Source organism: Streptococcus sp. 1559 (assembly GCF_013276735.1).
GTDB lineage: Bacteria > Bacillota > Bacilli > Lactobacillales > Streptococcaceae > Streptococcus > Streptococcus pseudopneumoniae.
Genome location: NZ_VMLO01000083.1, coordinates 1 through 11,913 on the forward strand (window position 1 = coordinate 1; position 11,913 = coordinate 11,913).

At 41.8% G+C, this 11,913-nt stretch carries 11 protein-coding genes, 2 pseudogenes and 1 riboswitch; of the genes and pseudogenes, 11 read left to right on the forward strand and 2 right to left on the reverse strand.

Annotated elements, in window-relative coordinates; translation table 11 throughout:
* The 6 genes from HT688_RS09480 to thiE form a co-directional block, all read left to right on the forward strand.
* On the forward strand, positions 1-915 hold a 915-nt coding region (locus HT688_RS09480), incomplete at its 5' end, for an ATP-binding cassette domain-containing protein (RefSeq protein ID WP_172923732.1).
* Position 916: 1 nt separating this feature from the next.
* A complete protein-coding gene (locus tag HT688_RS09485) occupies positions 917-1,567 on the forward strand; it encodes an energy-coupling factor transporter transmembrane component T (protein WP_050203514.1) in 651 nt (216 codons plus the stop codon).
* Positions 1,568-1,577: 10 nt separating this feature from the next.
* On the forward strand, positions 1,578-2,267 hold the full coding sequence (tenA, locus tag HT688_RS09490; protein ID WP_172923733.1) for a thiaminase II: 690 nt from the start codon (positions 1,578-1,580) through the stop codon (positions 2,265-2,267).
* A 5-nt stretch (positions 2,268-2,272) separates the two neighbouring features.
* The gene (gene thiW, locus HT688_RS09495; RefSeq protein ID WP_001225551.1) at positions 2,273-2,797 is read left to right on the forward strand and encodes an energy coupling factor transporter S component ThiW; all 525 of its coding nucleotides are present in this window, start codon (positions 2,273-2,275) and stop codon (positions 2,795-2,797) included.
* Positions 2,797-3,600 (forward strand): hydroxyethylthiazole kinase, encoded by an 804-nt coding sequence (gene thiM / locus HT688_RS09500; protein WP_101514669.1) that lies wholly within the window; start codon positions 2,797-2,799, stop codon positions 3,598-3,600. The genes thiW and thiM overlap by 1 nt, the downstream gene beginning before the upstream one ends.
* Positions 3,593-4,225: a thiamine phosphate synthase gene (gene thiE / locus HT688_RS09505; RefSeq protein WP_023935781.1), complete on the forward strand. Its 633-nt coding sequence runs from the start codon at positions 3,593-3,595 to the stop codon at positions 4,223-4,225. The genes thiM and thiE overlap by 8 nt, the downstream gene beginning before the upstream one ends.
* A 163-nt stretch (positions 4,226-4,388) precedes the next feature.
* Here thiE and thiD read toward each other — a convergent pair whose 3' ends face one another.
* Positions 4,389-5,180, reverse strand: a complete 792-nt coding sequence (thiD, locus tag HT688_RS09510) for a bifunctional hydroxymethylpyrimidine kinase/phosphomethylpyrimidine kinase (RefSeq protein WP_000221735.1) — start codon at positions 5,178-5,180, stop codon at positions 4,389-4,391.
* Between the two features lie 83 nt (positions 5,181-5,263).
* Positions 5,264-5,362, reverse strand: a riboswitch (TPP riboswitch).
* A gap of 183 nt (positions 5,363-5,545) precedes the next feature.
* Here thiD and HT688_RS09515 point away from each other — a divergent pair.
* The 4 genes from HT688_RS09515 to spxB all read left to right on the forward strand — a co-directional run bounded on the left by HT688_RS09515 (position 5,546) and on the right by spxB (position 10,557).
* On the forward strand, positions 5,546-5,941 hold the full coding sequence (locus HT688_RS09515; protein ID WP_138703462.1) for a CopY/TcrY family copper transport repressor: 396 nt from the start codon (positions 5,546-5,548) through the stop codon (positions 5,939-5,941).
* A 10-nt stretch (positions 5,942-5,951) separates the two neighbouring features.
* Positions 5,952-6,323, forward strand: coding sequence for a cupredoxin domain-containing protein (locus tag HT688_RS09520; RefSeq protein ID WP_000935057.1), 372 nt, complete (start codon positions 5,952-5,954; stop codon positions 6,321-6,323).
* A 9-nt stretch (positions 6,324-6,332) separates the two neighbouring features.
* A complete protein-coding gene (locus HT688_RS09525) occupies positions 6,333-8,576 on the forward strand; it encodes a heavy metal translocating P-type ATPase (protein ID WP_138703461.1) in 2,244 nt (747 codons plus the stop codon).
* Positions 8,577-8,781: 205 nt separating this feature from the next.
* Positions 8,782-10,557: a pyruvate oxidase gene (gene spxB / locus HT688_RS09530; RefSeq protein ID WP_023941447.1), complete on the forward strand. Its 1,776-nt coding sequence runs from the start codon at positions 8,782-8,784 to the stop codon at positions 10,555-10,557.
* Between the two features lie 121 nt (positions 10,558-10,678).
* Here spxB and HT688_RS09535 read toward each other — a convergent pair.
* A pseudogene (locus HT688_RS09535) lies at positions 10,679-11,452 on the reverse strand (IS630 family transposase).
* Between the two features lie 40 nt (positions 11,453-11,492).
* Here HT688_RS09535 and HT688_RS09540 point away from each other — a divergent pair.
* Positions 11,493-11,813 (forward strand): annotated as a pseudogene (locus HT688_RS09540) (family 1 glycosylhydrolase); the annotation flags it as partial.
* Positions 11,814-11,913: the final 100 nt, after the last annotated feature.

Below are 11,913 nucleotides of genomic sequence, written 5' to 3' on the forward strand. Positions count from 1 at the left end.
TCACGGGTGGTTATGACTGACCGCAAGAGCAGGATAGAGATATTGGAGATTCTAAAAGAGTTGGCTTCTAATGGGAAGACAGTTATTTTGTGTGACCATGATTTAACGGACTATGAAGCCTATATCGACCATATGGTGGAGCTAAGAGATGGCCAACTAAGGGAAGTGTTTCAAATCCCTACCTCTGAGATGACACAGGTTTCTTCAAAGAAAGTTGCTTCTAGCCCAGAACTATTCCATATGGATAGAACGACTTGTGAGCTGAATAAGCGCTCCCTCTTTTCGATTGCGGATTTCACATTCTACCAAGGAATTTCCTGTATCTTGGGTGATAATGGTGTCGGGAAATCAACCCTCTTTCGCTCCATTCTTCAATTTCAAAAGTATAAGGGGCGCATTACCTGGAAGGGGACGGTTCTGAAAAAGAAAAAGAGTTTGTACCGTGACCTGACGGGTGTTGTTCAGGAAGCTGAGAAGCAGTTTATCCGAGTCAGTCTGCGAGAAGAACTTCAATTAGATGGACCTGATTCTGAAAGAAATCAACGAATTTTCCAAGCTTTACGATATTTTGATTTGGAGCAGGCAGTCGATAAGAGTCCCTATCAATTAAGTGGTGGTCAGCAAAAAATTCTTCAGCTCCTGACCATCTTGACCAGTAAGGCTTCCGTGATCTTGCTAGATGAACCTTTTGCAGGTTTGGATGATAGAGCCTGCCATTATTTTTGCAAGTGGATTGTGGAGGAGAGGAATCAAGGAAGAAGTTTTCTGCTCATTAGTCATCGTTTAGACCCTTTGATTTCTGTGGTTGATTATTGGATTGAGATGACTAGTCAGGGGCTCAGTCATGTGAAAGAAGTGACCATTACCAAACCACTTACATCTCAGAGTAGCAATGCTCAAGGGGAGGTGAGATAGTATGGTCAAAGTAGCAACCCAGACACCGATTATCAGTCTCTTCTTGCTGATTTTATCCTTGGAAACATCTTTCATTCCTTCGATTGCTCTGAATCTTTCGGTAGTCGCATTTTGTATTCTCTTTATGCTCTATTACCGTCGATTTAAAATGTTAGCTTGGATGATCATACTTGCCATTTTACCATCTTTTGCCAACTACTGGGCAGTTCAGTTACACGGAGATGCTTCACAGGCAGTCATGCTTGGAACGAGGGCCTTTGTGACAGTTTGTATCGGCCTTGTCTTTGTTTCCTCTATTTCACTAAAAGAGCTTCTCTTGTACTTGGCTCAAAAGGGGCTATCACGCTCTTGGTTCTATGCCTTGATTGTGGTATTCAATTCCTTTCCTCTCATTCAGCAAGAAATCAAGTCCCTCAAAGAAGCTTGCCTATTACGTGGTCAAGAACTGCATTTTTGGTCGCCCTTGATTTACAGTAAGGTTCTGATGACAGTCTTTAGGTGGCGCCATCTTTACCTGAGAGCTCTGTCTGCTCATGGATATGACGAACATGCACAGTTGAAGAATAGCTATCGGACTTTTTATATTCCTAAAAAAACAAAATTAATCTACCTGCTTTTCTTTTTATTGCTTCAAACCAGTCTATTTTTATAAAGGAGTTATTATGGAATTTACAGATATTGCGATGGAATTATCCAAGAAAGCTTGGCAGGCTTCCTTTCATCATCCCTTTATTTTACAATTACAAGAGGGGAATTTAGAACCTGCCATTTTCCGCTATTACCTGATTCAGGATGCCTACTATCTGAAGGCCTTCTCAGAAATCTATCATCTTTTGGCTGATAAGACTTCAAACCAAGAGATGAAAAGACTCTTGAAACAAAATGCTCAGGGTTTAGTGGAGGGTGAGTTATTTATTCGCCAACAATTTTTCAAGGAATTGGAAATCAGCGACCAGGAAATGGAGCAACATCTAATCGCTCCAACCTGTTATCATTACATTTCTCATATTTATAGGCAATTTGCAGAACCGAACTTAGCCATCGCTTTTGCAAGCTTGCTTCCTTGTCCTTGGTTATACCATGATATAGGCAAATCACTTAATCTTAAACCATCACCAAATCCTCTCTATCAACAATGGATTGAAACTTATATTACGGATGAATTAGAGCAACAGATCAGAGAGGAGGGAGCACTGGTCAATCAGCTCTATCGCGAAAGTGATGAGACAGACAAGAAAAAAATGCTAGATGCCTTCCACATCAGTGTTCATATGGAAGCCAAGTTTTGGGAAATGGCCTACCAACACCAGACATGGAAGAGCGATTTACAGTCTTTAGAAAAAGGAGAATAATAAACATGAGAAAGCACCAATTACAAGTTCACAAATTAACCATTTTATCTATGATGATTGCCCTTGATGTAGTCCTTACACCTATCTTTCGGATTGAGGGAATGGCACCGATGTCCAGTGTAGTCAATATTCTAGCAGGAATCATGATGGGACCTGTTTATGCCTTGGCTATGGCTACAGTGACAGCTTTTATCCGTATGACAACTCAAGGGATTCCACCTTTAGCTCTTACAGGAGCAACTTTTGGAGCCCTCCTGGCAGGTCTCTTTTATAAGTATGGTCGAAAATTTCATTATTCCGCTCTAGGAGAGATTGTGGGAACAGGTATTATTGGTTCTATTGTTTCCTATCCTGTTATGGTACTCTTTACAGGATCGGCTGCTAAGCTTAGCTGGTTTATCTACACTCCTCGATTTTTCGGAGCAACCTTGATTGGTACAGCGATTTCCTTTATTGCTTTTCGATTTTTAATCAAGCAGGAATTCTTTAAAAAAGTGCAGGGATATTTCTTTGGTGAAAGGATAGAATGATGCAGGAATTGATAAATCCTTTTCCTCTGGAAACGAGTTCTCTTATTCACTGTATGACCAATGAGATTTCTTGTGAGATGCTGGCAAATGGGATTTTGGCTCTGGGATGCAAACCTGTCATGGCAGATGATCCCCGTGAGGTTCTTGATTTTACTAAGCAAAGTCAGGCTCTCTTCATCAATTTGGGGCATTTGTCAGCTGAGAAGGAAAAAGCAATCCGCATGGCAGCCTCGTATGCAGCTCAAGTTTCTCTTCCAATGGTAGTAGATGCGGTTGGCGTAACGGCTTCCTCTATTCGTAAGAGCTTAGTTAAAGACCTTTTAGACCATAGACCTACGGTCCTTAAAGGAAATATGTCGGAAATCCGAAGTCTTGTTGGCTTAAAACACCACGGCGTTGGGGTCGATGCGAGTGCTAAAGATCAAGAAACGGAGGATTTACTTCAAGTCTTGAAAGACTGGTGTCAGACCTATTCAGGTATGTCATTCTTAGTCACAGGCCCCAAGGACCTTATCGTTTCGAAGAATCAGGTCGCTGTATTGGAGAATGGCTGTGCAGAATTAGACTGGATAACAGGAACAGGAGATTTGGTTGGAGCCTTGACAGCCGTTTTTCTCAGCCAAGGAAAGACTGGTTTTGAAGCTTCTTGCTTAGCAGTCTCTTATCTTAATATCGCTGCTGAGAGAATAGTTGTTCCAGGAATGGGATTGCAAGAATTTCGTTACCAAGTACTCAATCAGCTTTCGCTTCTAAAAAGAGATGAAAATTGGCTAGATGCCATCAAAGGAGAGGTTTATGAATAGAGAAGCACTTAGACTATATCTGGTAACCAATAGCTATCAAGATTCCGTGGAAAGCTTTCTTGCAAAAGTTGAGACGGCCTGCCGTTCAGGGGTTACCATAGTCCAATTGCGAGAAAAAAATCTCACAACCCATCAATATTATCAACTGGCAAAACAAGTCAAGGAAATAACAGATGCTTATCAGGTACCCTTGATAATCGATGATCGGTTGGATGTTTGTCTTGCGGTTGATGCAGCAGGTCTGCATATCGGAGATGATGAATTACCGGTTTCGGTAGCTCGCAAAGTCTTGGGTTCTGAAAAAATCCTCGGTGTCACCGCTAAAACGGTTAAAAGAGCTCTGGAAGCGGAGAAATCAGGTGCAGATTACTTGGGGACAGGAGCCATTTTCCCAACCACCACCAAGGAAAATGCGCCCATTACTCTGATATCGACCTTGAAAACAATTTGCCAAACGGTCGCCATTCCAGTAGTTGCTATTGGCGGCTTGACATCAGAGAATATTGATCAGCTTATGGACACGGGTATAGCTGGTGTAGCTGTAGTGCGTGATTTGATGCAGGCAGAAGATATTGAGGCAAAAACGCAAGCCTTTTTAACAAAGTTGCATGACATTATTTCCTAACTAATACTCAATGAAAATCAAAGAGTAAACTAGAAAGCTAGCCGCAGGTTGCTCAAAGCCCTGCCTTGAGGTTTCAGATAGAAGCTGACGTAGTTTGAAGAGATTTTCGAAGAGTATAAAAACTCTCTAATTCCCTTAAAGTGGGAACTAGAGAGTTTTTTTCTTAATCTTTAAAACTTGTATGGTTGACTGGGCCAGAACCATGACCGAGTTGAGGGGCGTCTTGGATGGCTTTCGTGATAAAGGCCTTGGCCTTATCAACTGCCTGGTAAAGGCTCTTTCCCTTGGCTAGTTCAGCCGTAATCACTGCAGCAAATGTACATCCAGTACCATGGGTGTGACAGGTTTGAATTCGTGGGCTTTCCCAGACAAATTGATCATCCTTGGTAAAGAGGAAATCTTTAGCACCACCTTCGAGATGGCCACCTTTGATGACCACAGACTGAGGACCAAATTCTTTTAAAATCAGGCGACCAGCACGCTGCATGTCTTCGGGGTCATGGATTGAAAAACCAACAATCTCTTCTGCCTCAGGAAGATTGGGCGTGATAATGGTTGCAAGGGGAAGCAGGTTTGTTTTGAGATAGTCTCTAGCAACTGAGTCGATCAAGGCATCTCCGCTAGTCGCTACCATAACTGGATCTAAAACATAGGGACAATCCAGCTTTTTAAGATAGGGCTGGATGATTTCCATGATTTCGGTAGTTGCCAACATCCCAGTTTTTACAGCCTGAGGTGGAATATCAGAAAAGACACTGTCCAATTGGGCTTTCAACATTTGAGGAGAAACGTGCTCGATCAATTGAACACCTCTGGTATTTTGAGCGACAAGACTGGTTACAACAGCCATTCCATAGACATCTCTAGCTTGGAACGACTTTAAGTCAGCCATAATGCCAGCACCACCACTAGGGTCAGTACCTGCAATGGTCAAAGCAACGGGTAAATAAGTCATCTAAAACCTCCCAACCAACTGAAGTTTGTATTCTTAAGAACAAGCTAATCTGTTTCAGGAAGGCAATAGAAGACTGCTAGTCCCCATTATCATTTCCACTTCCATCAGCTAGCATTACCTAGATTGAGTCAGAGGGATCTAACAGTCGTTAATCTCAGCTTTACGCACCCCTAGTGGTTGTTTTCTTTTTTCTTTAGTATAGCATATTTTTATTGTTTATATAGTAATATTTGACTGAAAATTGTTTACTAAATAGTTAAAAATTTATTTTTAGAAGTAATAAGCATTTTAATAATTGACAATTGTAGATTTTAAGAGTATACTGACAATTGTAATCGACAAATGTAGATTTTGGAGGTGTGATGATGCAGATTTCAGATGCAGAATGGCAGGTCATGAAGATTATTTGGATGCAGGGGGAGCAGACCAGTTCAGATTTGATTAGGGTTCTGGCGGAGCGGTTTGACTGGTCCAAGTCCACAGTTCAAACTCTTTTGGCTCGTTTGGTTGAGAAAGAGTGTCTGACGAGGAAAAAAGAAGGCAAGTCCTTTGTCTATTCAGCCCTTTTAACTTTGGACCAAAGTCGGGATTTACTTGTCCAAGATATTAAGGACAAGGTTTGTTCCCGTAGGATTAAGAACTTGTTGGCTGATTTGATTACTGAATGTGATTTTACTCAGGCTGACTTGGAAGACTTGGAAGCTGTGATTTCTGAGAAGAAATCAAGCGCTGTAACAGAAGTAAAATGTAATTGTATGTAAAGGAGACGTCATGTTAAATAGTATTGTAACCATTATTTGTATTGCCCTTATCGCGTTTATCTTGTTTTGGTTTTTCAAAAAGCCTGAAAAATCTGGACAAAAGGCCCAGCAAAAAAAGGGCTACCAAGAGATTCGAGTGGAAGTCATGGGAGGCTATACGCCTGAGTTGATTATTCTCAAGAAATCAGTGCCAGCCCGCATTGTCTTTGACCGCAAGGATCCTTCACCCTGTCTGGATCAAATTGTTTTTCCAGATTTTGGTGTACATGCGAACCTGCCAATGGGGGAAGAGTATGTAGTGGAAATCACGCCTGAGCAGGCTGGAGAGTTTGGCTTTGCTTGTGGTATGAACATGATGCACGGCAAGATGATTGTAGAGTAGGTGGAGACTATGACAGAAATTGTAAAAGCAAGTCTTGAAAATGGTGTTCAAAAAATCCGTATCACGGCAGACAAAGGCTATCATCCAGCCCATATTCAGCTTCAAAAGGGAATTCCAGCTGAGATTACCTTTCATCGTGTGACTCCTTCAAACTGTTATAAGGAAATTCTTTTTGAGGAAGAAGGCATCTTGGAACCAATCGGCGTAGACGAAGAGAAGACAATTCGTTTTACTCCTCAAGAATTAGGCCAACATGAATTTTCTTGTGGCATGAAGATGCAAAAGGGGAGTTATACCGTAGTTGAGAAGACTCGAAAATCTCTATCACTTTTACAGCGTTTTTGGATTACTAGTATCTTTACTGTGCCTCTTGTGATTCTCATGATTGGGATGTCGACAGGAGGAATTAGTCACCAAGTCCTGCGTTGGGGAACCTTTTTAGCCACAACACCGATTATGCTAGTAGCAGGTGGTCCTTATATCCAAAGTGCTTGGGCTAGTTTTAAAAAGCACAATGCCAACATGGATACCTTGGTTGCGCTGGGAACCCTAGTGGCCTATTTCTATAGCTTAGTTGCCCTCTTCGCTGGCCTCCCCGTTTACTTTGAAAGTGCTGCATTTATCTTCTTCTTCGTTCTTATGGGAGCCGTTTTTGAGGAGAAAATGCGGAAAAATACTTCCCAAGCTGTGGAGAAATTACTTGACTTGCAGGCTAAAACTGCAGAAGTCTTGCGTGAGGATAACTATGTTCAAGTTCCCTTGGAGCAAGTCAAGGTAGGTGACCTGATTCGAGTGCGTCCCGGTGAAAAGATTGCGGTTGATGGTGTCGTAGTAGAAGGTGTCTCTAGTATTGATGAGTCTATGGTGACAGGTGAGAGTCTGCCTGTGGACAAGACAGTTGGAGATACTGTCATTGGCTCAACCATCAATAATAGTGGAACACTTGTTTTTAGAGCAGAAAAAGTCGGTTCAGAGACTGTTTTGGCTCAGATTGTGGATTTTGTGAAGAAAGCTCAGACAAGTCGTGCGCCGATTCAGGACTTGACGGATAAAATTTCAGGGATTTTTGTCCCAGCAGTTGTCATTTTAGGGATTGTGACCTTTTGGGTTTGGTTCGTCTTGCTCAGGGATAGTGTAGTTGTGCTTGGGTCGAGCTTTGTGTCTTCGCTTCTCTATGGAGTAGCAGTTCTGATTATTGCCTGCCCTTGTGCATTGGGACTTGCAACACCGACAGCCCTTATGGTGGGGACAGGTCGCAGTGCCAAGATGGGAGTTCTCCTCAAAAATGGAACGGTTCTACAGGAAATCCAGAAAGTTCAAACTATCGTCTTTGATAAGACCGGGACTTTGACGGAAGGGAAACCTGTGGTCACAGATATCATCGGCGACGAAGTAGAAGTGCTTGGATTGGCAGCTTCCTTGGAAGAAGCTTCTCAACACCCACTGGCTGAAGCCGTTGTGAAACGAGCGAGTGAAGCTGGACTTGAGTTTCACACTGTTGAAAATTTCCAAGCCTTGCACGGAAAAGGTGTCTCAGGGCAAATCAATGGAAAACAAGTTTTGCTTGGAAATGCTAAAATGCTGGATGGCATGAACATTTCTAGCACTTATCAAGATAAACTAGAAGAACTAGAAAAAGAAGCTAAGACAGTTGTGTTCTTGGCTGTTGACAATGAAATCAAAGGCTTGCTTGCACTACAAGATATTCCCAAGGAAAATGCCAAGCTAGCCATCAGTCAGTTGAAAAAGCGTGGCCTTAAAACAGTCATGCTGACAGGAGATAATGCAGGTGTGGCGCGTGCTATTGCCGATCAGATCGGAATCGAAGAGGTCATTGCAGGTGTCTTGCCAGAAGAAAAAGCCCATGAAATTCATAAACTACAATCAGCTGGTAAAGTAGCCTTTGTTGGGGACGGTATCAATGATGCCCCTGCCCTCAGTGTAGCAGATGTGGGAATTGCTATGGGGGCTGGAACAGATATTGCCATCGAGTCAGCAGATTTAGTGTTGACAACCAATAACCTCCTAGGCGTGGTGCGTGCCTTTGACATGAGTAAGAAAACCTTTAATCGAATTCTGCTCAATCTTTTCTGGGCCTTTATCTACAATGTCGTCGGAATTCCGATTGCAGCAGGAGTCTTTTCTGGTGTTGGACTGGCGCTCACTCCAGAATTGGCAGGTCTAGCCATGGCCTTTAGTTCTGTATCTGTTCTGACTAGTTCACTCTTACTAAACTTTAGTAAAATAGACTAAAAGTAATGACTAGATTTCTTTGTTATAAAACAGGAATGGCAGCACTTTCAAAACTGTATTAGAATAGAAAGTAGAGAGTTTTGAGCAGATTTTTAGAAAAGTCAACATAAATATGATATAGTGGAATAGTAAAAATTTGGAGAACGTTTCCAATTCTATGTAATCGTATTCTCCAAGTCTAAAAAATTGAAGGAGAGTTATCACTATGACTCAAGGAAAAATTACTGCATCTGCAGCAATGCTTAACGTATTGAAAACATGGGGCGTAGATACAATCTACGGTATCCCATCAGGAACACTCAGCTCATTGATGGACGCTTTGGCTGAAGACAAAGATATCCGCTTCTTGCAAGTTCGCCATGAAGAGACAGGTTCTCTTGCAGCGGTTATGCAAGCTAAATTCGGTGGCTCAATCGGGGTTGCAGTTGGTTCAGGTGGTCCAGGTGCGACTCACTTGATTAACGGTGTTTACGATGCAGCTATGGATAACACTCCATTCCTAGCGATCCTTGGATCACGTCCAGTTAATGAATTGAACATGGATGCTTTCCAAGAATTGAACCAAAACCCAATGTACAACGGTATCGCTGTATACAACAAACGCGTAGCTTACGCTGAGCAATTACCAAAAGTAATCGACGAAGCTTGCCGTGCTGCAGTCTCTAAAAAAGGTCCAGCTGTTGTGGAAATCCCAGTAAACTTTGGTTTCCAAGAAATCGACGAAAACTCATACTATGGATCAGGTTCATACGAGCGTTCATTTATCGCTCCTGCTTTGAACGAAGTTGAAATCGACAAAGCTGTTGAAATCTTGAACAATGCTGAACGTCCAGTTATCTATGCTGGTTACGGTGGTGTTAAAGCTGGTGAAGTGATCACTGAATTGTCACGTAAAATCAAAGCACCAATTATCACAACTGGTAAAAACTTTGAAGCTTTCGAATGGAACTATGAAGGTTTGACAGGTTCTGCTTACCGTGTTGGTTGGAAGCCAGCCAACGAAGTGGTCTTTGAAGCAGACACAGTTCTTTTCCTTGGTTCAAACTTCCCATTTGCTGAAGTTTACGAAGCATTCAAGAACACTGAAAAATTCATTCAAGTTGATATTGACCCTTACAAACTTGGTAAACGTCACGCCCTTGACGCTTCAATCCTTGGTGATGCAGGTCAAGCAGCCAAAGCAATCCTTGACAAAGTGAATCCAGTTGAATCTACTCCATGGTGGCGTGCAAACGTGAAGAACAACCAAAACTGGCGTGATTACATGAACAAACTCGAAGGTAAAACTGAGGGTGAATTGCAATTGTATCAAGTTTACAATGCAATCAACAAACATGCTGATCAAGACGCTATCTACTCAATCGACGTAGGTGACACTACTCAAACATCTACTCGTCACCTTCACATGACACCTAAGAACATGTGGCGTACATCTCCACTCTTTGCGACAATGGGTATTGCCCTTCCTGGTGGTATCGCTGCTAAGAAAGACAATCCAGATCGCCAAGTATGGAACATCATGGGTGACGGTGCATTCAACATGTGCTACCCAGACGTTATCACAAACGTTCAATACGACCTTCCAGTTATCAACGTTGTCTTCTCAAATGGTAAATATGCCTTCATCAAGGACAAATACGAAGACACAAACAAACACTTGTTTGGTTGTGACTTCTCTAATGCTGACTATGCGAAAATCGCTGAAGCGCAAGGTGCTGTAGGATTTACAGTTGACCGTATCGAAGACATCGATGCAGTTGTTGCAGAAGCTGTTAAACTCAACAAAGAAGGTAAAACTATTGTAATCGATGCTCGCATCACTCCACACCGTCCACTTCCAGTAGAAGTACTTGAATTGGATCCAAAACTTCACTCAGAAGAAGCTATCAAAGCCTTCAAGGAAAAATACGAAGCAGAAGAACTCGTACCATTCCGTCTCTTCTTGGAAGAAGAAGGGTTACAATCACGCGCAATTAAATAATTCCTCTCGCCGAAAATCAAATATGAAACTTGTAGACTTTATTCTTTGATTTTCATAGAGCGGAACTTTAAAAGATCGGAGCAATCCGGTCTTTTTATTATAAAGAAATTGCATATAATACTCATATGCTTTCAAAAAGCATTCTAGTCCATCTCCGATTAACGATGGACTTTATCACCTCCTTCTCCAGTCCTTGTATAACATCTTGAAGTTGATTCATGATATCTTCCAATATGGGCATCAACAGCTCCATAACAATAGCAAAATTCTCGTATATAGTGACTATGGACATGTGGACCTACTCCCCATTGGAGCCCAACAAGATCCCAGTTTACTGATTCTACCGAAACCAGCCTCATCTTGGTACATCAAGCGAACCTTACGAAAATGCCTACTGGTTTTAAAGCGCTTTCTTGTCTTCTTGAATTGAGATTTTATTTTTAGACGCGACAATGGTTTGAGAGTCTGCTTTCTTGGGATGTTCTGGACGTGGCCTAATATTTCGCCAACCATGGCACTTCAAGAGTTGATAAAAGGCATCACGTGTGTAGGAAGGACCTAACTCCTTTGTATAAGCCTGAAATAAGGCATCAATTGTAACAAATTCTCCTGCCTCTGCAGCCTTCAAATGACGGGCAAGAAAGGCTTTCTCTATATATGCATGGTTACGACCACCACGTGTTTCTTGAAGGAGAGAATCGAGTCCGAACTCCTCATATTTTTTTACAGTTGGCCAAATCGTTGTTTGATTACAGTCTAAAAGCTCTATAATCTCTTTATAAGATTTACCCATCAGACGAAATAGAACGATTTGAAGGCGTTTATGATATTTAGCTGTACGAGAGTCTCTTAAAAGTGTTTTGATAGCTTGGATTTCTTCTTTAGTTGATTTCATATTACTATTATATAATGCTTTTTGATTTTAGTTTAGTATTATCGTAGAAAATGGACTCGGTGCTATGGATAAACCGGATGAGAATGGTTATGTAGCAGATGACTATCGGATTACTTACTTAGAGGCCCACATCAAGGCCATGCGAGATGCCATTTACCAAGACGGGGTTGACTTGCTTGGTTATACGACTTGGAGATGTATCGATCCGGTTTCAGCTGGCACAGGGGAAATGAATAAGCGCTATGGCTTTATCTATGTAGATCGAGATAATGTAGGAAATGGGACTCTCAAACGTAGCAAGAAGAAGTCCTTCTATTGGTACAAGGATGTCATTGATAGCAATGGAGCAAGCATCGAGTAGAGCACATTTGTTTACTATTTTTATAAAATCTTCTCCCTGCTTTATAAGATGTAAAAAAGAGTTCAAATGGAACTCTTTTTTTGTTATAATCCCGACTTTA

Bases quoted from the DNA above. Each gene is read 5' to 3' on its own strand.
- HT688_RS09520 (WP_000935057.1), top strand. From the start codon at position 5,952: ATGTTAAATAGTATTGTAACCATTATTTGTATTGCCCTTATCGCGTTT.
- thiM (WP_101514669.1), top strand. From the start codon at position 2,797: ATGCAGGAATTGATAAATCCTTTTCCTCTGGAAACGAGTTCTCTTATT.
- HT688_RS09485 (WP_050203514.1), top strand. From the start codon at position 917: ATGGTCAAAGTAGCAACCCAGACACCGATTATCAGTCTCTTCTTGCTG.
- HT688_RS09515 (WP_138703462.1), top strand. From the start codon at position 5,546: ATGCAGATTTCAGATGCAGAATGGCAGGTCATGAAGATTATTTGGATG.
- thiD (WP_000221735.1), bottom strand. From the start codon at position 5,180: ATGACTTATTTACCCGTTGCTTTGACCATTGCAGGTACTGACCCTAGT.
- thiW (WP_001225551.1), top strand. From the start codon at position 2,273: ATGAGAAAGCACCAATTACAAGTTCACAAATTAACCATTTTATCTATG.
- HT688_RS09525 (WP_138703461.1), top strand. From the start codon at position 6,333: ATGACAGAAATTGTAAAAGCAAGTCTTGAAAATGGTGTTCAAAAAATC.
- thiE (WP_023935781.1), top strand. From the start codon at position 3,593: ATGAATAGAGAAGCACTTAGACTATATCTGGTAACCAATAGCTATCAA.
- spxB (WP_023941447.1), top strand. From the start codon at position 8,782: ATGACTCAAGGAAAAATTACTGCATCTGCAGCAATGCTTAACGTATTG.
- tenA (WP_172923733.1), top strand. From the start codon at position 1,578: ATGGAATTTACAGATATTGCGATGGAATTATCCAAGAAAGCTTGGCAG.